The sequence below is a fragment of the Nissabacter archeti genome (assembly GCF_018257325.1).
GTDB lineage: Bacteria > Pseudomonadota > Gammaproteobacteria > Enterobacterales > Enterobacteriaceae > Chimaeribacter > Chimaeribacter arupi.
This window is the reverse complement of record NZ_JAERKB010000006.1, coordinates 70761-95426: the sequence shown is the minus strand read 5'-3', so window position 1 is coordinate 95426 and position 24666 is coordinate 70761. Positions and strand designations below refer to the sequence as shown.

24 protein-coding genes and 1 riboswitch are annotated in these 24666 nt (G+C 62.2%); of the genes, 13 read left to right on the top strand and 11 right to left on the bottom strand.

The window, feature by feature from the left end; genetic code table 11:
* Positions 1–8: 8 nt before the first annotated feature.
* Positions 9–1388: an MFS transporter gene (locus JK232_RS09440; protein ID WP_212589095.1), complete on the bottom strand. Its 1380-nt coding sequence runs from the start codon at positions 1386–1388 to the stop codon at positions 9–11.
* A 347-nt stretch (positions 1389–1735) separates the two neighbouring features.
* Entirely contained in the window at positions 1736–2377 is a 642-nt protein-coding gene (gene plsY, locus JK232_RS09435; protein ID WP_072927226.1) for a glycerol-3-phosphate 1-O-acyltransferase PlsY, read from the bottom strand.
* Between the two features lie 107 nt (positions 2378–2484).
* Here plsY and folB point away from each other — a divergent pair, with 107 nt between their 5' ends.
* Positions 2485–2841 carry a bifunctional dihydroneopterin aldolase/7,8-dihydroneopterin epimerase gene (gene folB / locus JK232_RS09430; RefSeq protein WP_072927395.1) on the top strand — a complete coding sequence of 119 codons (357 nt, stop codon included), beginning with the start codon at positions 2485–2487 and terminating at the stop codon, positions 2839–2841.
* Between the two features lie 130 nt (positions 2842–2971).
* Positions 2972–3790, top strand: a complete 819-nt coding sequence (gene bacA / locus JK232_RS09425) for an undecaprenyl-diphosphate phosphatase (RefSeq protein ID WP_072927228.1) — start codon at positions 2972–2974, stop codon at positions 3788–3790.
* 78 nt (positions 3791–3868) lie between these two features.
* Here the strand turns inward: bacA and JK232_RS09420 are convergent, their stop codons facing one another.
* The gene (locus JK232_RS09420) at positions 3869–5113 is read right to left on the bottom strand and encodes a multifunctional CCA addition/repair protein (RefSeq protein WP_072927229.1); all 1245 of its coding nucleotides are present in this window, start codon (positions 5111–5113) and stop codon (positions 3869–3871) included.
* A 142-nt stretch (positions 5114–5255) separates the two neighbouring features.
* Positions 5256–5876 (bottom strand): TIGR04211 family SH3 domain-containing protein, encoded by a 621-nt coding sequence (locus JK232_RS09415; protein ID WP_101828395.1) that lies wholly within the window; start codon positions 5874–5876, stop codon positions 5256–5258.
* 51 nt (positions 5877–5927) lie between these two features.
* On the opposite strand from JK232_RS09415, the gene JK232_RS09410 reads away from it, so the two are divergent.
* From JK232_RS09410 to hldE, 4 genes are all read left to right on the top strand, one after another.
* A complete protein-coding gene (locus tag JK232_RS09410; RefSeq protein WP_165699078.1) occupies positions 5928–6101 on the top strand; it encodes a hypothetical protein in 174 nt (57 codons plus the stop codon).
* Positions 6102–6333: 232 nt separating this feature from the next.
* Entirely contained in the window at positions 6334–7650 is a 1317-nt protein-coding gene (locus JK232_RS09405) for a CYTH domain-containing protein (RefSeq protein WP_212589094.1), read from the top strand.
* Positions 7651–7704: 54 nt separating this feature from the next.
* Positions 7705–10530, top strand: coding sequence for a bifunctional [glutamate--ammonia ligase]-adenylyl-L-tyrosine phosphorylase/[glutamate--ammonia-ligase] adenylyltransferase (glnE, locus tag JK232_RS09400; protein WP_101828393.1), 2826 nt, complete (start codon positions 7705–7707; stop codon positions 10528–10530).
* 146 nt (positions 10531–10676) lie between these two features.
* The gene (hldE, locus tag JK232_RS09395; RefSeq protein ID WP_072927238.1) at positions 10677–12107 is read left to right on the top strand and encodes a bifunctional D-glycero-beta-D-manno-heptose-7-phosphate kinase/D-glycero-beta-D-manno-heptose 1-phosphate adenylyltransferase HldE; all 1431 of its coding nucleotides are present in this window, start codon (positions 10677–10679) and stop codon (positions 12105–12107) included.
* Positions 12108–12157: 50 nt separating this feature from the next.
* Here hldE and ubiK read toward each other — a convergent pair whose 3' ends face one another.
* A complete protein-coding gene (gene ubiK, locus JK232_RS09390) occupies positions 12158–12523 on the bottom strand; it encodes a ubiquinone biosynthesis accessory factor UbiK (protein WP_101828392.1) in 366 nt (121 codons plus the stop codon).
* A 196-nt stretch (positions 12524–12719) separates the two neighbouring features.
* Positions 12720–12889, top strand: a riboswitch (FMN riboswitch).
* Positions 12890–13007: 118 nt separating this feature from the next.
* Between ubiK and ribB the strand changes: the two genes are divergently transcribed.
* On the top strand, positions 13008–13661 hold the full coding sequence (gene ribB / locus JK232_RS09385) for a 3,4-dihydroxy-2-butanone-4-phosphate synthase (protein WP_072927240.1): 654 nt from the start codon (positions 13008–13010) through the stop codon (positions 13659–13661).
* 157 nt (positions 13662–13818) lie between these two features.
* Here the strand turns inward: ribB and zupT are convergent, their stop codons facing one another.
* Positions 13819–14586, bottom strand: coding sequence for a zinc transporter ZupT (gene zupT, locus JK232_RS09380; protein ID WP_072927242.1), 768 nt, complete (start codon positions 14584–14586; stop codon positions 13819–13821).
* Positions 14587–14806: 220 nt separating this feature from the next.
* On the opposite strand from zupT, the gene ygiD reads away from it, so the two are divergent.
* The gene (gene ygiD / locus JK232_RS09375) at positions 14807–15589 is read left to right on the top strand and encodes a 4,5-DOPA-extradiol-dioxygenase (protein WP_072927244.1); all 783 of its coding nucleotides are present in this window, start codon (positions 14807–14809) and stop codon (positions 15587–15589) included.
* 3 nt (positions 15590–15592) lie between these two features.
* Here ygiD and JK232_RS09370 read toward each other — a convergent pair whose 3' ends face one another.
* Positions 15593–16603, bottom strand: a complete 1011-nt coding sequence (locus JK232_RS09370; protein WP_212589093.1) for a LacI family DNA-binding transcriptional regulator — start codon at positions 16601–16603, stop codon at positions 15593–15595.
* A 227-nt stretch (positions 16604–16830) separates the two neighbouring features.
* Between JK232_RS09370 and JK232_RS09365 the strand changes: the two genes are divergently transcribed.
* The 5 genes from JK232_RS09365 to JK232_RS09345 are packed head-to-tail and all read left to right on the top strand — an operon-like array spanning position 16831 to position 21167.
* Complete coding sequence (locus JK232_RS09365; protein WP_212589092.1) at positions 16831–18612, top strand: class I mannose-6-phosphate isomerase; 1782 nt, start codon at positions 16831–16833, stop codon at positions 18610–18612.
* A complete protein-coding gene (locus JK232_RS09360; RefSeq protein WP_072927247.1) occupies positions 18606–19034 on the top strand; it encodes a PTS sugar transporter subunit IIA in 429 nt (142 codons plus the stop codon). The genes JK232_RS09365 and JK232_RS09360 overlap by 7 nt, the downstream gene beginning before the upstream one ends.
* A gap of 10 nt (positions 19035–19044) precedes the next feature.
* Complete coding sequence (locus JK232_RS09355; RefSeq protein ID WP_072927248.1) at positions 19045–19548, top strand: PTS sugar transporter subunit IIB; 504 nt, start codon at positions 19045–19047, stop codon at positions 19546–19548.
* Between the two features lie 15 nt (positions 19549–19563).
* On the top strand, positions 19564–20346 hold the full coding sequence (locus JK232_RS09350) for a PTS mannose/fructose/sorbose/N-acetylgalactosamine transporter subunit IIC (protein ID WP_079205178.1): 783 nt from the start codon (positions 19564–19566) through the stop codon (positions 20344–20346).
* Positions 20346–21167, top strand: coding sequence for a PTS system mannose/fructose/sorbose family transporter subunit IID (locus tag JK232_RS09345; RefSeq protein ID WP_072927251.1), 822 nt, complete (start codon positions 20346–20348; stop codon positions 21165–21167). Before JK232_RS09350 ends, JK232_RS09345 begins: the two co-directional genes overlap by 1 nt.
* A 51-nt stretch (positions 21168–21218) precedes the next feature.
* On the opposite strand, the gene JK232_RS09340 is transcribed toward JK232_RS09345, so the two are convergent.
* From JK232_RS09340 to JK232_RS09325, 4 genes are all read right to left on the bottom strand, one after another.
* On the bottom strand, positions 21219–21989 hold the full coding sequence (locus JK232_RS09340; RefSeq protein ID WP_175558130.1) for a glucose-6-phosphate isomerase family protein: 771 nt from the start codon (positions 21987–21989) through the stop codon (positions 21219–21221).
* A gap of 10 nt (positions 21990–21999) precedes the next feature.
* Positions 22000–22560, bottom strand: coding sequence for a glucose-6-phosphate isomerase family protein (locus JK232_RS09335; RefSeq protein WP_101835622.1), 561 nt, complete (start codon positions 22558–22560; stop codon positions 22000–22002).
* A gap of 120 nt (positions 22561–22680) precedes the next feature.
* On the bottom strand, positions 22681–23841 hold the full coding sequence (locus tag JK232_RS09330; protein WP_101835624.1) for a glutathionylspermidine synthase family protein: 1161 nt from the start codon (positions 23839–23841) through the stop codon (positions 22681–22683).
* A gap of 6 nt (positions 23842–23847) precedes the next feature.
* Positions 23848–24492, bottom strand: a complete 645-nt coding sequence (locus tag JK232_RS09325; RefSeq protein WP_072927257.1) for a DUF1190 family protein — start codon at positions 24490–24492, stop codon at positions 23848–23850.
* Positions 24493–24666 lie beyond the last annotated feature (174 nt).

The following is a 24666-nucleotide window of genomic DNA, read 5'->3' as shown; positions in this document are numbered from 1 at the left end:
CGCCCCGGCTACCGGTTGTTCATGGTGCGTGACAGGGCGGGCAAGTCGTTGATATCGATGCCTTTGACCTGTTCCGGCGGATTCGCTTTCTGGTGCCGGGTGATGGTGATCGCCGCCAGCAGGGCAGGGATCGCCAGGATAATAAAGATGCTGGTGGTACCGGGGAAGGTCACCAGCAGCACCCCGCCGATAGAGGAACTGAGGATCGCCCCGGTGCGGCCGATGCCGTGCATCCAGCTCACGCCGGTGGCACGCATTTCGGTCGGGTAAAACGCCGGGGAGAAGCCCTGTAACCCATTCTGGGCGCCGTTAATGCAAAAGCCGCTGAAGAACACCAGCACGGCCAGCACCGCCGGGCCGAAGGCCCCGAGCCCTTGCGCCAGCAGGCAGGCCATCCCCAGCAAATAGAACAGGCCAATCACATATTTCGCGGCGAAGCGGTCCATCAGATACCCCACCAGCAGGCCACCGAGCGGGCCGCCGAGCTGGAACAGCCCGGCAATCATCGCGGCGCGCTCCAGCGAGAAGCCGCTGGTACGCATAATGGTCGGCAACCAGCCGTTCAGCAGGTAAATCACGAACAGCCCCATAAAGTAGGTGATCCACAGCACCAGGGTGCCGCCTGCGTAGCCTTTGCTGAAGAGTTGCAGCACCGCGGCGCGCTTGCGGATCACCGGCGTATTCAGCACAAAAGTGGTATTGGGCGCAAAATGGCCGCCGGCACGCCGCAACACCGCCGCGATTTTCTCGCGGCTGACGCGGCGCACCACCATGTACATGGCGGACTCCGGCAGCACGATCATCAACACCGGCAGCATCAGCAGCGGCACCAGCCCGCCGAGGGCCAGCACCGCTTTCCAGCCAAAATCAGGCAGCAGCCCGGCGGCAATAAACCCGCCCGCGCCGGAACCGATGTTAAAACCGCTGTACATCAGGGCGATGGTCAGGCCACGGCGGCGCGCCGGCATATACTCCGACACCAACGTGACGCAGTTGGGCATCACCGCGCCCAGCCCCAGCCCGGCCAGAAAACGCAGCACGGCCATCTCCAGCGGCGTGCGGGCAAAAGCGCACAACAGGCTGAACAGGGCAAAACCGAATACAGAGAACAGCAGCACCCGTTTACGCCCCACACGGTCTGACCACGGCCCGGCAATCAGCGCGCCAATCGCCACGCCAAACATCGCCGCACCGAGGATTGGCCCCATTTCTGCCCGTGAAATGCCCCACTGCTCAATCAGCGCCGGGGCCACAAAGCCCATCACCGCCGCATCATAGCCGTCGAACATGATGATGATGAAACAGAGCCCCAGCACCAGCCACTGGTAGCCGGAAATGGGGCGGGCATCTATCCAGCCTTTTACGTCAACAATCGGGTGATCGCTCATCGGGTACGCTCTCTGTTTTTTTTATCAATAACGTGATCGGGTTAAAGTTTTTACCGGCTGCCACCGGCGAAACAAACTGGCCGCCGCATCAGAGTGCGGGGCCGTGCTTATAATTTTTATTGATTAATCAACGTATTATTTTTGAAACATCAAAAGGTACAGCGATCAACTTAGGCAGGTACGGCAGGTTTGTCTGCCGTAAAATAGTTATTGAGGTATGAGTTTTATTTATTTGTTGAGCGGTGTCGGAAAATGGGGAACGTAAAGCGCCGCAGCGGGCAGGCCGCAGCCCGGAAAGGGGGTGTCAGGGAAAGCAGGCTGCCGTGCGCCGCGTGGGCGCACCGGGGTCAGGAGGGTTTGCGGCCGGCCGCCGCTTTGCGCGCTTCTTCGCGCCGTTTGCGCAGCTTGTGCCAGATTTTGGTTTCCTGGCCGCGCCACAAACGCTGGATATTGTCATGGTGGCGCATCAGGATCAGGCAGGAGAGCATCGCCACCGGGAAGGTGAATTGCGGCTTGAACCACCAGACGTAAAACGGGGCAATCAGTGCGCTGACAATCGCGCCCAGTGAGGAGTAGCCGCTCAGCAGCACCGTCAGCAGCCAGGTGCCGGTCATCAAACCGGTGAGGTCCCAGCCGATCGGCGCAATCGCCCCAAAGGCAGTCGCCACGCCTTTGCCGCCGCGGAAGTGGAAGAACACCGGCCAGATGTGGCCGAGGCAGGCGGCAATCGCCGTCAGGCCAAGGTAGAAGGGCGGCACGTTGGATTTGTAGGCCAGCCAGACCGGCAGCATTCCCTTCAGCACATCGAAAATCAGCACCGCAGCCGCGGCTGCGCGCCCGCCGATGCGCAGGACGTTGGTGGCACCCGGATTGCCGGAGCCGCTCAGGCGCGGGTCGGGCAGGCGGGCAAGGCGGCACACCAGAATAGCACTGGAAATTGAGCCACATAGGTACGCGAGGATAATCATCCCAAGCGCGGTAGCACTCATAACGTGGTTCCGTTCATTAGGGGTCGTTTTAATCGCAGCATCTATGGATAATACGCATATTCCGCTGGAAGTGGTATCCGGCCGGGCCAAAAACAGAGAATGACATGATGGACATCGTATTTATAGAACAGCTCACCGTAATCACCACCATCGGCGTTTACGACTGGGAACAGACCATCCAACAAAAGCTGGTGTTTGATGTGGAAATGGCCTGGGACAACCGCGCGGCGGCCGCCAGTGATGACGTCAATGACTGCCTGAGTTATGCCGATGTCAGCCAGGCGATCCTTCAGCATGTGGAGGGCGGGCGTTTTGCGCTGGTGGAGCGGGTGGCAGAGGAAGTATCTGAATTGTTGCTCACACGCTTCAAATCGCCGTGGGTACGTATTAAGGTCAGTAAGCCCGGCGCAGTGGCACAGGCTGCACGGGTTGGAGTGATCATTGAGCGTGGCCGGCGGCCCTGACGTTACGGTCAGTAAAATGTCACTGAAATGAAACCATCGGCCGGTAAGCTGGTCATAACGTGAAGAAATTTAGCGGCATCTATTTATGCCGCTTTTTTATGACGTTAATTTTAGGGGTAAGGAAGATTTCATGACGGATGTCCATTCGTTAGTGGTTGCGTTTATTCTTGGCGTGGTTGAAGGCCTGACTGAATTCCTGCCGGTATCCTCTACCGGGCATATGATCATCGTCGCCAGTTGGCTCGGCTTTACCGATGACAAAGCAAAATTCTTTGAAGTGATTATCCAGCTCGGGTCGATTCTGGCGGTCGTGGTGATGTTCTGGCGCCGGTTGTTTGGCCTGATCGGCATCCATTTCGGTCAGGTGCCGCATGAGGGCGTCTCCAAAGGGCGGCTGACGCTGGGGCATATTCTGCTGGGGATGATTCCGGCGGTGGTGATTGGCCTGGCGCTGCATGAGCAGATCAAAGCGCTGTTCGAAGTAAAAAACGTGATGTATGCGCTGGTGGTGGGCGGTTTCCTGCTGCTGGCCGCCGAGTGGCTGAAGCCAAAACAGCCGCGTTCACCGGGGCTGGATGATATCACCTACCTGCAGGCGTTCATGATTGGCTGCTTCCAGTGCCTCGCACTGTGGCCGGGTTTCTCCCGCTCCGGCGCGACCATCTCCGGCGGGATGCTGATGGGCGTCAGCCGTTATGCGGCGTCGGAATTCTCATTCCTCCTGGCAGTGCCGATGATGATGGGGGCGAGCGCCCTGGATCTCTACAAGAGCATAGGCTTCCTCAGCATGGCTGACCTGCCGATGTTCGCGGTGGGCTTTATCACCGCCTTCCTGGTGGCCCTGGTGGCGATCAAAACCTTCCTGGCGGTTATCAAGCGCTTCTCGTTTGTGCCGTTTGCCATCTACCGCTTTATCGTGGCCGGTGTGCTCTACGCGGTGTTCTTCTGATAACCCCGTCCCGCTGACAAAAAGCCCCGCATTGCGGGGCTTTTTTTATGGGAGGCACCTGTGGCCGGGCTGCGCTGCTTACCCCTCAACCGGCAACAGTTGTTGCTGCTGTTTCCAGTCGGTGAGCACAGTGATGCGGCGGCGGCGCAGTTCATCGCGGATCGCGGTACCCTGTAAACCGGCGTCCAGCACCTCTTTGATCGAGACACTGTTGGCGGCATGATACGCGGCACGCAGGTAGTCGCCCTGCGGGTACGGGTTATTCTCAAGCCCGGTGCGGCCGCGGGCGTCGGCCTCGCTGGTCATGATCATCTGCTCCAGCCGCTGGGGTTTGCGCCACACATCGATACTGTCAAACAGCTTGAGCAGCGTCTCCGGCCGCAGCCGGTTGATGGTGTGGATCAGGTCATGGTGCTCTGCCACCAGCAGCGCCAGGTCGCGCACCGGGTTCGGCACCCGCAGGCGGCGGCAGAGTTCGTCCACCAGTTTTACCCCGGCCGGGCCGTGGCCGGGGTGGTGCGGCCAGTGCTCCGGCGGCGTCAGCCCTTTGCCGAGGTCGTGGCACAGCGCCGAGAAGCGCACATCCACCGCCGGGCTGAGTTCAGCCGCGATTTTCAGCGTCATCAGGGTGTGGATGCCGGTATCGATCTCCGGGTGCCATTTCGCCGGGGCCGGGACGCCAAACAGCCGGTCCACTTCCGGGAACAGCACCTTCAGCGCGCCGCAGTCACGCAGCACCTGAAAATAGACCTGCGGATCGCGCGTCAGCAGCGCTTTTTCCGTCTCTTTCCACACCCGCTCCGGCGTGAGGTGCGCCAGTTCGCCGCCGTCAGCCATCTGCTGCATCAGCGCCTGGGTTTCCGGCGCGACGGTAAAGCCGAGGTGGGCGAAGCGGGCAGCAAAGCGCGCCACCCGCAGCACCCGCAACGGGTCTTCGCTGAAGGCCGCAGAGACGTGGCGCAGCACCCGGTCGTTCAGGTCACGCACGCCGTGGTACGGGTCGATCAGTGCGCCGTGCGCATCACGGGCAATGGCGTTAATGGTGAGGTCGCGGCGCAACAAATCCTGCTCCAGGCTGACATCCGGCGCGGCATGGCATTCGAAGCCGGTATACCCATTGCCGGATTTCCGCTCAGTGCGGGCCAGCGCATACTCTTCACGGCTGACCGGGTGCAGGAAAACCGGGAAATCACGGCCGACCTGCTGGTAGCCCTGTTCCAGCAACTGTTCGGGCGTGGCACCGACCACCACCCAGTCCTGCTCGGTGACCGGAAGATGCAACAGCGCATCGCGGACGGCACCGCCCACCAGGTAAATCTTCACGTTTGACTCCTGACATGATGACAACCGGAGAGCGGGCATCGCCCGGCCTGCCGGTAAGGTAACTGCTTTCAGTGTAGCGTGCGGGAAAGACAAAAGGGCACAAACGTGCCCTGAGGTGTGGAAGGAAGGCGGTGCGGCGGCCTCAGCTCATCCAGCGATCTTTTTTCTTGCGGCTTGGGATCAGGTGCGGCAACAACAGGCCGAGGATCAGGCCGGCACCCAGCACGCCGCCGCCATACATAAACCATTGCAGAATAATGGTGCGCTGTTTGTCATCCAGCTGGACATTGACCGCGTCGACCTTCTTATTCGCCACAATCAGCTGGTCTTTCAGCTTCTGGTTTTCACTCTTCAGGCCGTTGATGATGCCGTCGCTGGCCGCGACTTTATGCTGCATCTCTGCGGTGCGCTGGTTCCAGCTGCCGTCAATGTTGGTCAGCTTGTCGGTCAGGGTTTTGACCTGCTGCTCCAGTGCCGGCACCCGGGTGCGCAGGCTGGGCTGGTCGCTGAGCTGGTCGAGCGGGATCCAGGTGGTGCGCCCTTTGCTGTCCTGAATCTGGCCGTAGTGGGTGCTGTCATTGGTGCTCAGCAGCGTCACTTGATCACCGGCATTCAGGGTGCCGACAATCCGGTATTGGTTGCCGGGGCCGCTGTGAACGTAGGTATTCAGTTCGTCGGAGATATAGCGCGTTTCGTCGGCATGGGCGCCCCAGGTGACGCTCAAAGTGAGCAAAGTAAGGCAAATCAGGCGTAATTTCTGCATTATTCCATCGTATTTGGCTAAATTTAGGGGAACGATACTAATAAGTTAAGTGTGACGACGCAACGCGAAAACCGGAATGAGAACTATCTTACTATCCCGCTGGCTATCCTGCTGCCAACCGTCGCCAACACCGCAGGCCATCAGGCTTTTCCCGCCCAAACCGGCAGGAACCGCGCACTTAAGCAAAATTACCAGCAACATGACCGCCATGTTGTGCGTCGGTGAGCGCAGGCCGTGACGGCGGCGTCATCGGTAGTCTGACAGCGGGCAGGGCGAAAAAGTTCGCAGGCGGCGCGGTTGCTGTCTGCATGGCGCAAGACGCGCTGCGGCTCTTACGATACTATTTAAGAAAATAAGTGGCTTAGTACGCCATATGACGCCAGCCCCGGTGGGGTTGCCTCTCTCAGGCCCGCCCGGCAGCCGTGGCGGTGCCGGAAAACTTCGGTGCGGAAAAACGATGACTGTAGAAATTGAACTGAAATTTATTGCGACGCCGGAGGCCATCGCGGCATTACCGGCCAAAGTTTCTTCCCTGAAAAGCCAGCACAGCGCCCCGCAGCAGCTGACCAACATCTATTACGAAACCGCTGAGAATACCCTGCGTGAGCAGGGCATCGGCCTGCGCATCCGCGGCTTTGACGGCCAGTATGAAATGACGGTGAAAACCAGCGGCAAAGCGGTGGGCGGGCTGCACCAGCGGCCGGAATACAACGTCCCGCTGGAGGAGCCGGAGCTTGACCTGGCGCGCTTCCCGGCCGACATCTGGCCGGAAGGCTGTGATGTGGCCGCGTTGCAGGGCGAACTGCAACCGCTGTTCAAAACGGATTTCATGCGTGAGAAGTGGGTGGTCACTTACCAGCAAAGCGAGATTGAGATTGCTCTCGACCAGGGTGCCGTACAAGCCGGGGAGCTGAGCGAGCCGCTGGCGGAAATCGAGCTGGAGCTGAAAGAGGGCAACGTGGCAGACCTGCTGCAACTGGCCGCCTGGCTGGGTGACGAGGGCGGCCTGCGCCAGGGTGGTTTCAGTAAGGCCGCGCGCGGCTTCTGGCTGGCACGGGGCACCGGGCAGCGCAAAATCCGGCCGATCCCGGTCTGGACGCCGCCGGCCAAGGCCACGGTGGAGCAGGGCATGGCGGGCGTGCTGGAGCAGGCGCTCAGCCACTGGCAATACCATGAGGAGCTGTGGCTGCGCGGTGACAAGCAGGCACGCCACGCGATGATTGAAGCGCTGGGCATGGTGCGCCAGGCGCTGGCGCTGTTTGGCGGGCTGGTGCCGCGCAAAGCCACCAGCGAATTGCGTAACCAGTTCAATGACCTGGAGCCGCAACTGGCTGACCCGGAAGCCAATGCCGCTGAACTCTGTTTCAGCGCCGGCTACCTGAAATGCAAGTTAGCGCTTACTACCTATCTGGCCAACGCAGAATGGCGTGACTTTGTGGACGAGAAAAGCCGCAAGAAACTCGGCGGCTCGTTCAAACGCTTCGCCGACATTATGCTGGGCCGCGTGGCCGCTGACATTAAAGAGGCCTTCAGCCAGCCGCTGACGGACGAAGGCTACCGCGACCAGTTGCCGCGCCTGAGCCGCCAGATCATTGCCTTGCATCTGCTGGCCGGGGCTTACCCGCAAAGTGCCTGGCAGAGCTACATCGAAAACTGGCAGGCGTTGCAACAATCGATCGTGCAACAGCAGCAGGCCTGGCTGGAAGCCGCCCGTAAACATGCGGTGCAGCAACCCGCCTTCTGGCTGAACGGCGCACCCGCCAAAGCGGACTGATTCCCCTGATTTCCGGCCCGCCTTGTGCGGGCTTTTCTCAATAAGGAATTTGACATGTTACCTCTGCCTCCCCTGCTGCGCGCCCAGGCTGACGCGCAGGCCGCCCGCCTGCCTGACACCCATGCCCTGACGGCGCAGGCCGGGTGCGTGCTGGCACTCAGCGAGTTTGTCAGTGACAGCCTGATTGCCCACCCTGACTGGCTGCCGGCCTTGCAGGCCGCCCCGCCGCAGCCGGAGGAGTGGCAACACTATGCAGGCTGGCTGGCGCAGGCGCTGGCAGAGGCCACAGAGGAAGCGGCGCTGATGCGCGTGCTGCGGCAGTTCCGCCGCCGCATCATGACGCGTATCGCCTGGTCGCAGGCGTTGCAGCAGAGCAGCACCGAACAGACGCTGCAACAGCTCAGCCACCTTGCGGAAACCCTGATCGTCGCGGCACGTGACTGGCTCTACGCCGCCTGCTGCCGCGACTGGGGCACCCCCTCCAACGCCCAGGGCGAGCCGCAAACGCTGCTGATCCTCGGGATGGGTAAACTGGGCGGCGGCGAACTCAATTTCTCGTCAGATATTGACCTGATCTTCGCCTACCCGGAAAACGGTGAAACCCGCGGCGGGCGGCGGGTGCTGGATAACGCCCAGTTCTTCACGCGGCTGGGGCAGCGGCTGATTAAAGCGCTCGATCAGGCCACGGTGGACGGCTTTGTCTACCGCGTGGATATGCGGCTGCGGCCGTTTGGTGACAGCGGCCCGCTGGTGATGAGCTTCCCGGCGCTGGAGGATTACTACCAGGAGCAGGGGCGCGACTGGGAGCGCTACGCGATGGTGAAAGCGCGGCTGATGGGCGGGGCGGACGATGCCCACAGCCGGGAGCTGCACAACATGCTCAAGCCGTTTGTGTTCCGGCGTTACATCGATTTCAGCGTGATCCAGTCCCTGCGCAATATGAAAGGGATGATTGCGCGTGAGGTGCGGCGGCGCGGCCTGAAAGACAACATCAAACTGGGCGCGGGCGGCATCCGGGAAATTGAGTTTATCGTGCAGGTGTTCCAGCTGATCCGCGGCGGGCGCGAGCCGCTGCTGCAACAGCGCGCGCTGCTGCCGACCCTGGAAGCGCTGGGCGCACTGGGGCTGCTGCCGCAGGAGCAGGTCACTGACCTGCGCGAGGCGTACCTGTTTTTGCGGCGGCTGGAGAACCTGTTGCAGGCGATTGCCGATGAACAGACCCAGACGCTGCCTGCTGATGCCCTGAATCAGGCACGGCTGGCGTGGGGGATGCAGCAGGCGGACTGGGCGGCGCTTAACGCCGCCACCGACGCCCATATGCAGGCGGTACGGGCGGTGTTTGACCAATTGATCGGTGATGACGCGCCGGAGCAGGGCGAAAACGGCGTGCAGGAGCACTACACCAGCCTGTGGAATGACGCGCTGGAAGAGAGCGAGCTGGCACCGCTGGTGCCGCAACTGGCCGCGCCGCGCCAGGCGCAATTGTTGCGCTGCCTGCGTGATTTCCGGCAGGACATGGACAAACGCACCATCGGCCCGCGCGGGCGCGACATGCTCGACCTGCTGATGCCGCGGCTGTTGATGGAAGTGTGCGCTCACCCTCATGCTGACGTCACGCTGGCACGCCTGACGCCGCTGCTGCTGAACATCGTGACGCGCACCACCTATATTGAGCTGCTGGTGGAGTACCCCGGCGCGCTGAAGCAGCTGATCCGGCTGTGTGACGCCTCACCCATGGTGGCTGACCAGCTGGCACGCTACCCGCTGCTGCTGGATGAATTGCTCGACCCGCAAACCCTTTATCAGCCGATTGCGCCGGATGCCTACCGCGATGAGCTGCGCCAGTACCTGATGCGCGTGCCGGAAGAGGAGGAGGAGCAACACCTCGAGGCGATGCGCCAGTTCAAACAGGCGCAGTTATTACGCATCGCGGCGGCGGACATCGCCGGGGTGCTGCCGGTGATGAAAGTGAGCGACCACCTCACTTATCTGGCGGAGGCGATGATTGAGAGCGTGGTACAGCAGGCGTGGCACCAGATGGTGGCGCGCTACGGCGAGCCGTCGCACCTGGCGGGGCGCGACGGGCGCGGTTTTGCGGTGATCGGGTATGGCAAGCTGGGCGGCTGGGAGCTGGGCTACAGTTCCGATCTCGATCTGGTGTTCCTGCTCGACTGCCCGGAAGATGTCATGACCCTCGGCGAGCGCAGCATCGACGGCCGCCAGTTCTACCTGCGGCTGGCGCAGCGCATTATGCACCTGTTCAGCACCCGCACCTCGTCCGGCATCCTGTATGAAGTGGATGCGCGCCTGCGCCCCTCCGGGGCGGCCGGGATGCTGGTCAGCACCGTGGAGGCGTTCTCGCTTTATCAGCAACATGATGCCTGGACGTGGGAGCATCAGGCACTGGTGCGCGCGCGCATCGTGCACGGCGACCCGCACATCCACCAGCAGTTTGACGCCATCCGCCATGCTATTTTATGCCGCCGCCGCGACGCGGATACGCTGCGGCAGGAGGTGAGGGAGATGCGCCAGAAGATGGTGACGCACCTCGCCGGCAAGCAACCGGATCGTTTTGACCTGAAATCTGACCCCGGCGGCATCACGGACATTGAATTCATCGCGCAATATCTTGTCCTACGCTACGCCGCGGAGGAACCGGCGCTGACCCGCTGGTCAGACAATGTGCGTATTTTTGCCCTGATGGCGCAGTACCGCATCATGGAGGAGCAGGAGGCCGCCGCCCTGACCCACGCTTATGTGACGCTGCGTGATGAGATCCACCATCTGGCGTTACAGGCGCTTTCCGGTAAAGTGGCCACCGGCCAGTTTGAGGCGGAGCGCCGGCAGGTCAGGCAGAGCTGGCAGGCGTGGCTGGGATGATGCCGGGCGGGCTGTCCACGCAACAGGCCGGAAGATGCGCCGGGTAGAGGTTCCCGGTGGGAACGGGGATAAACCGCGCAGGGTTAATCCGCGCTTATGATAATATCTCGCGAAATTTTACCGTTTTGATCAGTCTGGAGTATGGGATGAAAGTAACACTGCCTGATTTTCGCCGTGCCGGTGTGCTGGTAGTTGGTGATGTCATGTTGGACCGCTACTGGTATGGGCCGACCAGCCGTATTTCGCCGGAAGCCCCGGTGCCGGTAGTAAAAGTCGATACCATTGAGGAGCGTCCTGGTGGTGCGGCCAACGTGGCGATGAACATCGCCTCGCTGGGGGCGGCCTCCCGCCTGGTGGGGCTGACCGGTGTCGATGATGCCGCGCGCGCACTGAATGCCAAACTGGACGAAGTCAATGTGCAGTGTGATTTCGTCCCGGTGCCGACGCACCCGACCATCACCAAGCTGCGCGTGCTGTCACGCAACCAGCAGCTGATCCGCCTCGATTTTGAGGAAGGGTTTGAGGGCATTGACCCGCAGCCGGTGCTGGACCGCATCCAACAGGCGCTGCCCACCTGCGGCGCACTGGTGCTGTCTGACTATGCGAAAGGGGCGCTGGCCGACGTGCAGCCGATGATCGCGCTGGCGAAAGCCGCCGGGGTGCCGGTGCTGGTTGACCCGAAAGGTAACGATTTCGAACGTTACCGCGGTGCCACGCTGCTGACGCCGAACCTCTCTGAATTCGAGGCGGTGGTAGGCCGTTGCAAAGAGGAAGCGCAACTGGTTGAGCGCGGCATGAAACTGATTGCTGATTTCGACCTCTCCGCGCTGCTGGTCACCCGCTCCGAACAGGGCATGACCCTGTTGCAGCCGGGCAAACCGCCGCTGCACCTGCCGACCGAAGCGCAGGAAGTCTACGACGTGACCGGTGCCGGTGATACGGTGATCGGCGTGCTGGCGGCGGCGCTGGCGGCAGGCAATTCGCTGGAAGAGTCCTGCTTCCTGTCGAATGCGGCCGCAGGCGTGGTGGTCGGCAAACTCGGCACCTCGACGGTGTCGCCGGTAGAGCTGGAGAACGCCATCCACGGCCGTGCGGAAACCGGCTTCGGCATCATGACCGAGGCGGAACTCAAGCGGGCAGTGGCGGATGCGCGCAAGCGCGGCGAAAAAGTGGTGATGACCAACGGGGTGTTCGACATCCTGCACGCCGGCCACGTCTCCTACCTCGCCAACGCGCGCAAGCTGGGCGACCGCCTGATTGTGGCGATGAACAGCGACGCCTCCACCAAACGGCTCAAGGGCGAATCCCGCCCGGTGAACCCGGAAACGCAGCGTATGATCGTGCTCAGCGCCCTGGAAGCGGTGGACTGGGTGGTGCTGTTTGAAGAGGACACGCCGCAGCGTTTGATCGCGGAGATCCTGCCTGATTTGCTGGTAAAAGGCGGGGATTACCAGCCGCATGAAATTGCCGGCAGCAAAGAGGTATGGGCAGCGGGCGGTGACGTGCGGGTGCTGAACTTTGAAGATGGCTGCTCCACCACCAACATCATCAAATCGATCAAAGAGGGGCGTGGCTGACAGGCCGCCCTGACGAAAAAGGACACCCCAGGGTGTCCTTTTTTTATGGGTTACAGCTTGTCCGACGGCGGCGTCGGCGGGCTCACCGGGGCGTCCGGGGCCACCAGCGGCTCCGGTGCCACGGCAGTTTCCGGCAGTACCGGGGCGTCCGGGATCACGGCGGTCGGCGGGGTGACCTGGCGGCTTTCCAGGGCTTCCAGGCGTTGCTCCAGCAGCGCCAGCTTTTCGCGGGTACGCAGCAGCACCTGGGTCTGCACGTCAAACTCTTCGCGGTTGACCAAATCAAGGCGGGTCAGCTGGGATTGCAGCACTTGCCGGATCTTCTTCTCGACATCGCCCCCGAAGTCGCGGATGCCTTTCGGCATGGACTCATGCACCTGGCGTGCAATCTGTTCTATTTTTTTCGGGTCAATCATGATCGTTCCCTTGTTTGGATAAAAGTCTCTTAACTCTAGTGTAATCTGAGTTCGGCACAGGATAAACCCTTGGGAAACATTCAGCGGATGAATCAGATAAACCAGCGGCTACCTAAGAAAATGTGCAGTGAAAAGCGGCAAAGCTTAGCCAAAAACGTGAATTGCCCTATGAAAACATTGGCGCTATAGTAATCACGCTTATTCTCAGGGCGGGGTGAAAGTCCCCACCGGCGGTAAACCATACACCACGGCTATCAATGGCCGGTATGGAAGCCCGCGAGCGCTTACACGGTTATCGGTGTAAGGTCAGCAGATCCGGTGTAATTCCGGGGCCGACGGTTATAGTCCGGATGGGAGAGAGTAACGGCTGTTGCCGGGCATGATGCCCGCTTGCGTTATTTTTCAAATCACCTGCCTGCGGGTGATTACCCTCCTAAGCTCGCCCTGATTCTGGTAATCCATAATTTTAATGAGGTTTTTTACCATGAATCAGACGCTACTTTCCGAATTCGGTACGCCGGTTGAACGTGTTGAACGTGCAATTGATGCGCTGCGCAATGGCCGCGGCGTGATGGTGCTGGATGATGAAAACCGCGAAAACGAAGGTGACATGATTTTTGCCGCCGAAACCATGACGGTCGAGCAGATGGCGCTGACCATCCGCCACGGCAGCGGCATTGTCTGCCTCTGCCTGACCGAGGAACGCCGTCAGCAGCTCGCGCTGCCGATGATGGTGGAGAACAACTCCAGCCAGTTCCAGACGGCCTTCACCGTGACCATTGAAGCCGCCGAAGGCGTGACGACCGGCGTCTCCGCCGCAGACCGCATTACCACCATCCGTGCGGCAGCGGCAGACAATGCCAAACCCAGCGACCTGAACCGCCCCGGCCATGTCTTCCCGCTGCGCGCGCAAAACGGCGGCGTCCTGAGCCGCCGCGGCCACACCGAAGCGACCATCGATCTGGTGTCACTGGCTGGGTTCAAACCGATGGGCGTGCTGTGTGAGCTGACCAACGATGACGGCACCATGGCCCATGCGCCGGAAGCCGTCACCTTCGCCAAACAGCATGATATGCCGGTCGTGACCATTGAAGATCTGGTGGCGTACCGCCAGGCCCAGACGCGCCAGGCGAGCTGATCCGCAACGCCTGCGATGGCGCGGAAAAACAGCGTGAAAACATAGCGCTGAAAAAAGACCAGCGCTGAAAAAAAGACCAGCGCTGAAAAAAAGACCAGCGCTGAAAAAAGGGCTGCCGATGGGCAGCCCTTTTTTATGGCGGGAAGGGGGGCGGGGATCAGCCCGCGCCGCCGCTCTGGAGCAGTGTCAGGCTGAAGCCCATCACCGCCATGCCGCACAGCACGCCGTAGCTCGGGTTGTTGTTGGGGTCGATCTCTTTGGCCAGCGGCATCAGTTCATCCACCGACAGCGCCACCATAATCCCTGCCACCGCCGCCATGATCGAGGCCATCAGCACCGGCGACACCAGCGGGCCGAGCAGGCTGAATGCCAGCAGGCCGCCGAGGATCTCCGCCATGCCGGAAACGCCTGACCAGAGCAGCGCTTTGGTTTTCGAGCCGGTGGCGGCATACACCGGCCCGGCGACTGCCAGCCCTTCCGGGATATTGTGGATGGCGACCGCCAGCGCAATGCCCAGCCCCAGCTCCAGATCGGTACTGGCGGTGACAAAAGTGGCAATGCCTTCCGGGAAGTTATGCAGGCTGATGCCGAGCGTCAGCAGCAGCGCGGTGCGTTTCAGGTTGCCCGGCAACAGCTGGCCGTCGGTCAGATCCTGCGGGTGGGCGTGGGGCAGCAGCCGGTCCAGCGCGAAATAGCCCAGCAGGCCCAGCATAAACATGCCGTAACCCAGCATCGGCGACATGCCCTGGGTATGCAGCGCCGCCGGTAACATCTCCATCAACGAAATCAACAGCATAATACCGGCGGCGAACCCGAGGGCAAACGCCAGCACCCGGTTTGAGGGCTTCTGCCCGATAATGCCCAACAGCGCCCCGGCAAAGGTCGCGCCACCGGCCAGCAGGGTAAGGATTAGCGGTACTGACATGACAGCTCCTTTCAGTAAATTCCATTAACTGTGGGCCGTGCCACCCGGCACCACGTGCCTGATGTGCACTGCCGCTGACATAAGGATTCAAAAATTCTGAACATCTTCTTCATGCTTATGCGGCTGTAAGCCTTTGTGAAAGAGAGTAACGTATTTTGTTACCGGCGGCAGGGGCTTTTGCCTTTTGCTGCATTCAGAGTATACGCAGCAAGGATAATTTATGACCACTACACGTATGCCTGCGCTGTTCCTCGGCCACGGCAGCCCGATGAACGCCCTGCAGGACAACAGCCACACCCGCGCCTGGCAAACACTGGCCGCCGGGTTGCCGCGGCCAAACGCGATTCTGGCGATCTCGGCCCACTGGTACACCCGCGGCACGGCGGTCACGGCGATGGCCGAGCCGCGCACTATCCATGATTTCGGCGGCTTCCCGCAGGCGCTGTTTGACGTGCGCTACCCGGCACCCGGTTCCCCGGCGCTGGCCGCGCAGCTTCAGCAGTTACTGGCGCCGGTGCCGGTGGCGGCCGATCAGGGCGAGTGGGGGCTGGATCACGGCTCATGGGGCGTGTTGATCAAGATGTATCCGGAGGCCGATGTGCCGGTGGTACAGCTCAGCATCGACGGAACGCAACCGCCGGAATACCACTATGCATTAGGGCAAAAGCTGGCTGCGCTGCGCGACCAGGGGGTGCTGATTGTCGCCAGCGGCAACGTGGTGCACAACCTGCGCATGGCGAAATGGCAGGGCGACGCCCCGGCTTACCCGTGGGCCACCGCCTTCAACGATTATGTGAAGCAGAACCTGACCTACCGCGGCGAGCGGCACCCGCTGGTGCACTTTATGGAACATGAGGGCGCGGCGCTCTCCAACCCGTCGGTGGAACACTACCTGCCGCTGCTCTATGTGCTCGGCACCTGGGACGGCCGCGAGCCAATCACCACGCCCACGGACGGCATCGAGATGGCGTCACTGAGTATGCTCTCGGTGCGGGTCGGGTAAGGCTCAGCCGCTGAACCCACAGGAGCCGCGGATCACCAGCGTCGGCGGCAGGATGATGCGCTTCGGTGGCTCATCATTGCCCTGCATCCGGCGAAACAGCAGTTCACCGGCGGTGCGGCCAATCTCCCGCGCTGCCACCGAAATGGTGGTCAGCCCCGGCTGCACCAACGCCGCCTCCGTGATGTCATCAAAGCCAATCAGCGCGACATCACGGCCAATCTGCCGGTTCAGCGCCCGCAACGCCTGCATCACCCCCAATGCCACCACATCCTGATAACAGAGTGCCGCCGTGATCGCCGGATATGCCCGGAAAAGCGGTTCCGCTGCCTGGCAGCCTGCGCTCTGGCTGGCGTCACTGCACAGGATCCATTCCTGACGGATAGGCAGGCCATTCTCCACCAGGGTGCTGGTATAGCCGCCCAGCCGCTGTGCGCGGGTTGACGAGGTGGCCGAGCCGCCAATAAAGGCAATATTCCGGTGGCCCATCGCGATCAGGTGGCGGGTAGCAAGCTGGGTACCGAGGAAGTTGTCAGTACCGACAAAATCGAAATGCGCGTCATTGACCGGGCGTACCACCATAATCGCCGGGATCTTGCGCCGTTTCAGTGCCTCAAAAAACAGCGTCGGTGTCTGGCGGGCGGCGCACAGCACCATGCCGCCGGCGCTGTTCTGTAACAGGGAATCCACAAACTTCTGCTGGCGCTCCACCGACTCCTCGCTGTTGGCCAGAAACAGCATCAGGTCGTGGCGCGCCATCTCCTGGCTCAGCCCGGCGGTCATCTCCGCATAAAACGGGTTGGTGATGTCATGCAGCAGCAGCCCAATCTGGTTACTGCGGCGGTTGCGCAGGTTGGCGGCGGTCTGGTTATAGACATAGCCCAATGCGTCGATCGCCTCCAGTACCCGCCGGCGGGTGGCGGCAGAAATCCGGCCACGATTACGCAGCACCATAGAGACGGTTGCTGTTGAGACGCCGGCATGGGCCGCCACGTCGGCCAGGGTAATGCTGGTCATATCTTGCTCCTGTCACGCGCTGTGCGCACCGTTATCCCTGTGAATCCTCAAGGTATAACGATTAACCTGTTTCCGCGGGGCAGCGTAATTATCCTGTGAGGCCTGTCATAAATCCCGGCCTCTTTTGCCGCTAAATGCGGCTTTCTAGAGGTTAATCCCGTTAATCGCCCTACTTAACTTAAGGTTAATCGATTAATCTTTACGCTTTCACGGCAGGAGGCGCAGAGATGAACAAAAGGAATGAGCACCCGCAGTACGACAAATTCCCGGAAGTGGTGATTGCGGGCCGGGAGCAGGCCGCCCGGCAGGGCTGGCCGCAGGTGGTGGCAACACTTCAGGCGGCGCTGGCCGCGCGGGCGCAGCAGAAAACAGTGCTGGTGGTGGAGTGTTACCACGGGGTGGCGCAGCGCGAACTGCTGACGAAGTTACTGATGCCGCTGCACCCGGCCGTGCTGTTTGATGCCGCCGAAGCCCGGCGCAGCCCGGAGGAGATTGACGCGCTGATCGACGCCGATCTCACAGACGACCCGGTGTTCGGGCGGATCTGCACGCGGGAACTGGCCGACTTCTTCGATCCCGGTAAGTGCGCACGCCTGCAACAGGCGATCGCCGCCGTCAGCCGGGGGCTGGTGGTGGTGGTCGGCACCGGCGCGGCGCTGATGGCTGAGGGCGATCTGCTGATCTACGCCGATCTCGCCCGCTGGGAGATCCAGCAGCGCTTTCGCCACGGCGGGCTGGGCAACTGGGGGGCTGACAACGCCACGGCCGATCTGGCCGCCCGCTATAAGCGCGCCTTTTTCGTCGACTGGCGGGTGCTGGACCGCCATAAAGTGCCGTTATTGCAACGGGCGGATTTTCTGCTCGACACCCATCAGGCCGGTTCGCCGCGTCTGGTGAGCGGGGCGGCCTTCCACGCCGGGTTACGGCAAGTGGCCCGCCAGCCGTTCCGCGTGGTGCCGTTCTTCGACCCCGGCGTCTGGGGCGGGCAATGGATGAAACAACAGTTTGATCTCGATCCGGCGGCGGCCAACTACGCATGGTGTTTTGACTGCGTGCCCGAGGAAAACAGCCTGCTGATGCGTTTTGGCGACGTCCGGGTCGAGATCCCCGCGCTGGATCTGGTGCTGCTCTACCCGCAGGCATTGCTGGGTGAGGCGGTGTATGCGCGCTTCGGCGCGGAATTCCCGATCCGTTTTGACCTGCTGGACACCGTCGGCGGCCAGAACCTCAGCCTTCAGGTTCACCCTACGGCACCCTATATCCGGCAGCAGTTCGGCATGGCTTACACGCAGGATGAGAGCTACTACATCCTGGCAGCAGAGCCGGACGCCGGCGTCTGCCTGGGGGTGAAAACCGGCACCCAACCCGACGAAATGGCCGCTGCGCTGGCCCAGGCCGGGCAGGGGCTGAATGACTTTGACGATTGCCGCTTCATCAACCACCTGCCGGCGCGCCGTCACGACCATTTCCTGATCCCGGCCGGGACGGTGCATTGCGCCGGGGCGGGCAGCGTGGTGCTGGAGATCAGCGCCACGCCTTACCTTTTTACCTTCAAATTATGGGACTGGGGGCGGCTGGGGCTGGATGGCCGCCCGCGTCCGCTGCATCTGCACCACGGCCGCGAGGTGATTGACTGGCAGCGCGACACCGGCTGGGTGACGCGGGAGCTGGTGAACCGCGTCGAGCCGGTGGCCGCCGGGCCGGGCTGGCAGGAGGAGCGCACCGGCCTGCACCCGAGCCAGTTTATCGAAACCCGCCGCCACTGGTTCAGCGTGCCGGTGCTGCACCACACCGAAGGGCGCGTCAACGTCCTGAACCTGATTGAGGGGGACGAGGCGGTGGTGGAAAGCCCGTCCGGCCACTTCGCCCCGTTCGTGGTGCATTTCGCCGAGACTTTTATCATCCCCGCCGCCGTGGGGGCCTACCGCATCCGGCCCTGCGGCCACAGCCTGGGCAAGCGCCTGGGCACCCTGAAAGCCTGGGTGCGTGAGGAGGCAACCCCATGCTGACGGTCATTATTGCCGGCCACGGGCCGCTGGCCGATGCCCTGCTGACCAGCGCCCGCATGATCTGGGGCGCGTTGCCGCGCACCCACGCAGTCACGCTGGAGGAGCATGGCGGCATCACGGCTTTTCAACAGGTATTCACCGACGCGCTGACGGAGGCGGTGTACCACAGCAGCGGGGTGCTGGTGCTGTGCGATCTGCAAAGCGGTACACCCTTCAACCTGGCCTGCCGCTTTGCGATGACGCCGGGCCACCCGGTGCCGGTGGCGGTGGTGGCCGGGGTCAACCTGCCGATGGTACTGATGAGCGCCGAACTGCTGGAGGAGCCGGATGTGCACCAGGTGGCGCGCCGGTTGATCGCGCAGGCACGCGAGGCCGTCAGCGGCTTCCGCCCGGCCGCTGCCCCGCAACCCGACCTGTTCTGAGGAGAAAAGAATGGCGCTTTCGTTTGTACGTATTGATGACCGCGTGATCCACGGCCAGCTGGTGACCCGCTGGGCAAAGGAGTTGCCGTGCGACGGCATCGTGGCGATCGATGATGAGGTGGCCGCGGATGCCCTGCTGGCGTCGGTGATGAAAGGGGCGATTCAGGACATCCCGGTCTGGCTGTTCACCGTGGCGCAGGCGATTGAGAAGCTGCCGAAAGTGATTGCCAGCAGCAAACACTATTTCGTGATCGGCAAATCCCCGGTGACGCTGCAACACCTGGCGAAGGCGGGCATTGACCTGCACAACCGTTACCAGCGGATCAACGTCGGGCCGATGTCGGCGCGGGCGGATACCGTCACCATCGGCCCCAACCAGTCGGTGACGGCCGGGGAGCGTGAGGCCTTCGATTTTCTGGCGGCGCGCGGCTACAGCATTGAGTTCCGGCTGGTGCCGGATGCCGGCTGTTTCAGCTGGCAGGATGCGCAAAAAAAAATGAAGCCGTCAGCCTGACGGCGGGGAGGCATGATGTGGTTTGAAGCAACGCTTATCGGCGTGTTCTGCTATCTGGGGGCGCTGAGCAGCCCGTGGCTGCTGGGGCTGACCGGCGGCTGGTATATCCTCAGCCGCCCGCTGGTGTCCGGCATGGTGGTCGGGGCGATCCTGGGGGATATCCAGACTGGGATCGTGATCGGCGTGGCGGTGCAGGCGGTCTATATCGCGATGGTGACGCCGGGCGGCTCAATGCCTGCTGACCTGAATTTCGTCGCCTGGCCCGCGATTGCGCTCGGTATCCTCTCCGGCCAGGGCACGGCAGTGGCAGTGGCGCTGGCGGCCACCATCGGCATTCTCGGCACCATTCTGTTTAACGCGATGATGGTGCTCAACTCTTACTGGAACCACCGGGCGGACGTGGCGGCAGAGCAGGGTGATGAGCGCGGCATCTACCTCAACAGCGCCATCGGGCCGCAGGCCACTAACTTCCTGCTGCGTTTTGTGCCCTCGTTTATCGCGGTGTTTTTTGGCGCGCGCTACATCAACGGGGTGATGGACGCCCTGCCGGAGGTGGTGCTGACCACCATGAATGTGCTGGGCGGCATTCTGCCGGCGGTGGGGATTGCCATTCTGCTAAAGCAGATCATCCGGCACGCCAGCATGGTTACCTACTTTCTGGTCGGGTTCATCTGCATCGTGTTCCTGAAGCTGAACATGGTGGCGCTGGTGATCGTCGGCGCGCTGCTGGCCCTGATCCACTACAGCTACAAACCGGAACCGGCTGCTGTCGCGGCCGCGGATGAGGAGGAGTTCTGATGGAGACGACCCCCGTTACCCTGACAAAACAGGATCTGCGCCGCTGCTGGCGCGCCTGGATGATGTACAACCTCTCGTCGATGAGCTTTGAGCGGCTCCAGTCTTACGGCTTCTGCCTCGGGATGCTGCCTGCCCTGCGTAAGCTCTACCCGGCCGGGCCGCAACGCATTGAGGCGATCCGCCGCCATGCCTCGTTCTACAACACCGAGCCGCAACTCGGGGCGATCGTCAACGGCATGGCGGTCGGGCTGGAGGAGAAGCGCGCCAACGGCGAGCCGGTGGACGGCGACACCATCAACACCCTGAAAGTCGGGCTGATGGGGCCGCTGGCGGGCATCGGGGATTCCATGCTGCCGGGTATGCTGATCCCGATCCTGCTCAGCATCGGCATGGCGCTGGCCGCGGGCGGCAGCGTGCTCGGGCCGCTGTTCTATATCATCGCTTACGCCGGGATCGTCATCCCCGGTTCCTGGTGGCTGTTTATGAAAGGCTACCGGCTCGGCACCGGGTCAGTGGAGATGCTGGTCAGCAGCCGGTCGGCGCGCCTGCGGGAAGCGCTGTCACTGCTCGGGGTGTTTGTGATGGGCGGGGTGGCCGCCAGCTACGTGAAACTCTCCACCGGGCTTGCGCTGTCAACCAAAGAGGGCGTGAGCATTCACCTGCAACAGATGCTGGACGGCATTTTCCCGCAACTGCTGCCGTTGCTGGTGGTGCTGGTCACCTGGTATCTGATGAGCAAACGCGGCCTGTCACCGGTGAAGGCGATGCTGGGGCTGCTGGCGCTGGCGGCGGCGGGCGTCACGGCTGGGCTGTTTGGCTAGGCATTTGTGAAAGAGAGAGAATAACAGCCCGGCAATGCCGGGCTGTTCAGTTTACGGCTCGAAATGCACCCACTTTTCCGCCATGCGCGCCGGTTGTGAGATAAATTGCAGGCGTGAAGGCGACTGCGCAAACTGCCGGTAAATCGGCTGCCCTGTCAGGCCAAACTCGCTATAGCGGCGCGGCGTCACTACCTGCAAACGGCCGGGCCGGTAGCGCGGGTTCTGCTGCCAGACAATATGGTTGCCCTGCAACAGCGGGTACCACGCCAGCCCCTGATGCGCCCGCACTGCCTGATACTCAAACCCATACTCCCGGTCACACCAGGCGGCAAAGGTCAGCGGCGTCTCCGGGTCAGCTGACAGGGTGGCGTGCGCCCAGCCCGGCGGCACCAGCACCTGTTCGCCCGGCCCGGCGCAGACCGCAAAACAGCGGCCGGGATCGTGCATCACCCGCTCCTGCATATAGATAATCGCCCGGCCCTGCCACACTTCATACAGCTCCGGCGGTGACCAGCCGCTGTGCGCGCTGATGCGGTGGATATGCCCCTGGCTGCGCACCGGCTCATCCCCCAGGCGGCCCCCGGCATAAGTGACAATACCGAACAGCAACATCCGTTTCTGCAACTCGGCCAGATGCGGCTGCCGGGCGACATCCATCGCAATCGCGTAGACCTGTTCCGGCCCGTCACAGTGCGGGTCACGCAGGGAGGGGCGGATCTGGTCTAAAGTGCGGATCTCCGGCAGCGGGCCAATCACATCACCGCCATAGCCAAAACCCAGCGGTGCATGGGAGACGCGCACATCCAGCCCATAATGGGCCATCGAAAAGGCGTCAGGCATCTTGCACCTCCGCCCGCCAGCCGTCGCCGTCCGCCATGACCCGCACCCCAAACCCCTGCGGCTGCAACGCCTGATAATCGTGCCCGGCGATGGCTGACCACACCGCCAGCGCAGAGAGCGTGCCGCTGCCGGTGTTGATCAGCCGGTGGGCGGTAAACGGCGGGATGTGGTGCACGCTGCCGGGGAACACGTGCTCCAGCACGCCCTCGCCGGCCTGCCGGAGCAGCAGCAGGCCGTGGCCGCGCAGGCCAACATAATATTCCGCCTGTTCGCGGCGCTGGTGGAGATGGCCGCGGGTCATGTAGAACTCCCGGCCAATCCGGCCGGGGTGCAGGTGGGTGACCCCGGCCAGCAGTTCGCCCTCCTGTTGCGGCGCAGGCAGGATCGCCACCGTATAGATCGGCGTGTCTGCCGGCAGGGCGGCCCAGGCGGTTTGGTCTTCAAACAGCCCGGCCAGCATCCCGGCGGTGGTGGTGTGCTCGTGGAGATCGGCGGCAATAAACTGCCCGGACGCCAGGTCAAGCTGGCGCGGCAGCCGTGTTTTCAGCTTCATATCTGGTTGCTCCGCCCGAGGAGAACAGACGCGGCCAGCATACGGGATGAACCGGTTAACCGCCGTGACAGCGGGCATAAAAAAGCGCGCCAAAGGGCGCGCTGTCACAGGCGGGGGCGGTCAGCCAATAATGGTGTGCGGGTAGAAGCGGGAGAGATCCTGGGTGATCAGCTCACGATCCTCACGCAGCCCCATACCGCAGGGTTGATCGTCCACCAGCCAGCTGCCGACCACCACATAGCTGTCGCCGAATTTCGGCAGCGGGTGGAATTGCTGCACCACCATGCCCTCTTCGCCGTAGGGGCCGTCCACATGGGCGAGTTGCTGCCCCTGTTTGAAGATGCTGATGTTGGCCCCCTCGCGGGAGAACAGCGGCTTGACCACATAGTGTTCCAGCGGCGGGTGATCCTCATCCGCAAAGTAGGCGGGCAGCAGGTTCGGGTGGTTGGGGAACATCTCCCACAACATCGGCAGCAGCGCTTTGTTCGAGAGGATGCTTTTCCAGGCCGGTTCCAGCCAGCGCACGCCTGCATCTTCCAGCTTGGTCGAAAACATCTCGCGGAACATAAACTCCCACGGGTAGAGCTTGAACAGGTTGGCGATCACCTGATCCTGCAGGTCGGTGAATTGCCCTTTTTCACCCAGGCCAATCTCATCGATATAGAGGAATTCCGTGGGCAGCCCGGCTTCCTGCGCGCAATCCTGTAAATACTGCACTGTACCGCGATCCTCGTCGCTGTCGCGGTAGCAGGTGAGGTGCAACAGGCCAAACCCGTGGCGTGCTTTCAGGTCAGCAAAGCGGGCGATCAGCTTCTCCTGCAAGCTGTTGAACTGATCCGCTTCCGGCGGCAGTTTACCGGCGGCAATCTGGTCTTCCAGCCACAGCCATTGGAAGAACGCCGCCTCATACAGCGAGGTCGGGGTATCGGCGTTGTTCTCCAGCAGTTTCGGCGGGCTGACGCCGTCATAGGCGAGGTCGAGCCGGGAGTAGAGTGACGGCTGGCCGCTGCGCCAGGAAGTGCGCACCAGTTCCCGGCAGTGGCGGGGAATGCGGCAGCGATCCATCAGCGCATCGCTGCTGACGACCTTTTCCACCACTTTCAGGCACATCTGGTGCAGTTCGGCGGTGGCCGCCTCAACCTCTTCCACCTGGGCCAGCGTGAATTCATAGCAGGCATCCTCACACCAGTACGGCTCGCCATACATGGTGTGGAACTGGAAACCAAACTCGGCCGCTTTTTCACGCCAGTTGGGGCGCTCCGGCAGGGAACGTCGTTTCATGCAGGCTTATCCCCCGAATGAGCGTGAGCCGGAGCTCATGCTGCTGCGTTGTGCGGTCGCCTGTTTGGCCACGGTTTCACCGAACCCGCCGCGGGTGATGGTGCGGGTGGTGGCGGGTTTCGGGGCCAGGGCGGTTTTCGGCACCGTCACCGTGCGGCCCGGTGTGGCTGCGCCGTAGTTTCTGCCGCTGGCATCCACAAATTTGCCGTTGGCCGGGTTGTTGGGCGCGCGGGAGGTGAACAGCGGCTGTTGGGCATAACTGCCGCCGCTCATCATCCGGCCCATCATGTAACCGGCCATCAGCGGCATCCAGAAGCTGCCGCTCTCGTGCGGCTGAGCCACGGCACCGGCCTGGGCGGGTGCCTGGGTGCATTGCCCCTCGCCGAACTCCGCCACGCAATCTTCGCGGCTGGCATATTTCGGCGCGGTACGTGCGGCCTCTTTCTGCGCCTCGGTGTAGGCGGCGTTGCACTGCGCGGCGTTGGACGGGTTGGCGCGGGTGCAGTCGTCGGCGTTCTGGTACATCGATACCGTTTCGTCCGCCTTTTCACAGCCGGCCAGCGTAAATGCCGCGCCGACGGCCAGCGCCAGCGGGGCCATCCGGCAGCACTTACGGAACGCCGATAAGTTAATTTGTTGAGTCCGTTTCATTGTCTTTCTCCCCTTAATGTAAGAGCGAAAAGCCCTTCCCAGTGGGCGTAAGGATAGGTGAAAGCTGGCTGTTTTTAAAGCAGGCGGAGGTTGCAATGCGGTGCAACGCCCAAACATAGGGAGAGGAAAGAAAAACGGCACCGGCGAAGGCGCGGTGCCGTGAGAGCAGGGCGG

Bases quoted from the DNA above. Each gene is read 5' to 3' on its own strand.
- JK232_RS09440 (WP_212589095.1), bottom strand. From the start codon at position 1,388: ATGAGCGATCACCCGATTGTTGACGTAAAAGGCTGGATAGATGCCCGC.
- plsY (WP_072927226.1), bottom strand. From the start codon at position 2,377: ATGAGTGCTACCGCGCTTGGGATGATTATCCTCGCGTACCTATGTGGC.
- folB (WP_072927395.1), top strand. From the start codon at position 2,485: ATGGACATCGTATTTATAGAACAGCTCACCGTAATCACCACCATCGGC.
- bacA (WP_072927228.1), top strand. From the start codon at position 2,972: ATGACGGATGTCCATTCGTTAGTGGTTGCGTTTATTCTTGGCGTGGTT.
- JK232_RS09415 (WP_101828395.1), bottom strand. From the start codon at position 5,876: ATGCAGAAATTACGCCTGATTTGCCTTACTTTGCTCACTTTGAGCGTC.
- JK232_RS09405 (WP_212589094.1), top strand. From the start codon at position 6,334: ATGACTGTAGAAATTGAACTGAAATTTATTGCGACGCCGGAGGCCATC.
- glnE (WP_101828393.1), top strand. From the start codon at position 7,705: ATGTTACCTCTGCCTCCCCTGCTGCGCGCCCAGGCTGACGCGCAGGCC.
- hldE (WP_072927238.1), top strand. From the start codon at position 10,677: ATGAAAGTAACACTGCCTGATTTTCGCCGTGCCGGTGTGCTGGTAGTT.
- ubiK (WP_101828392.1), bottom strand. From the start codon at position 12,523: ATGATTGACCCGAAAAAAATAGAACAGATTGCACGCCAGGTGCATGAG.
- ribB (WP_072927240.1), top strand. From the start codon at position 13,008: ATGAATCAGACGCTACTTTCCGAATTCGGTACGCCGGTTGAACGTGTT.
- zupT (WP_072927242.1), bottom strand. From the start codon at position 14,586: ATGTCAGTACCGCTAATCCTTACCCTGCTGGCCGGTGGCGCGACCTTT.
- ygiD (WP_072927244.1), top strand. From the start codon at position 14,807: ATGACCACTACACGTATGCCTGCGCTGTTCCTCGGCCACGGCAGCCCG.
- JK232_RS09370 (WP_212589093.1), bottom strand. From the start codon at position 16,603: ATGACCAGCATTACCCTGGCCGACGTGGCGGCCCATGCCGGCGTCTCA.
- JK232_RS09365 (WP_212589092.1), top strand. From the start codon at position 16,831: ATGAACAAAAGGAATGAGCACCCGCAGTACGACAAATTCCCGGAAGTG.
- JK232_RS09360 (WP_072927247.1), top strand. From the start codon at position 18,606: ATGCTGACGGTCATTATTGCCGGCCACGGGCCGCTGGCCGATGCCCTG.
- JK232_RS09355 (WP_072927248.1), top strand. From the start codon at position 19,045: ATGGCGCTTTCGTTTGTACGTATTGATGACCGCGTGATCCACGGCCAG.
- JK232_RS09350 (WP_079205178.1), top strand. From the start codon at position 19,564: ATGTGGTTTGAAGCAACGCTTATCGGCGTGTTCTGCTATCTGGGGGCG.
- JK232_RS09345 (WP_072927251.1), top strand. From the start codon at position 20,346: ATGGAGACGACCCCCGTTACCCTGACAAAACAGGATCTGCGCCGCTGC.
- JK232_RS09340 (WP_175558130.1), bottom strand. From the start codon at position 21,989: ATGGCCCATTATGGGCTGGATGTGCGCGTCTCCCATGCACCGCTGGGT.
- JK232_RS09335 (WP_101835622.1), bottom strand. From the start codon at position 22,560: ATGAAGCTGAAAACACGGCTGCCGCGCCAGCTTGACCTGGCGTCCGGG.
- JK232_RS09330 (WP_101835624.1), bottom strand. From the start codon at position 23,841: ATGAAACGACGTTCCCTGCCGGAGCGCCCCAACTGGCGTGAAAAAGCG.
- JK232_RS09325 (WP_072927257.1), bottom strand. From the start codon at position 24,492: ATGAAACGGACTCAACAAATTAACTTATCGGCGTTCCGTAAGTGCTGC.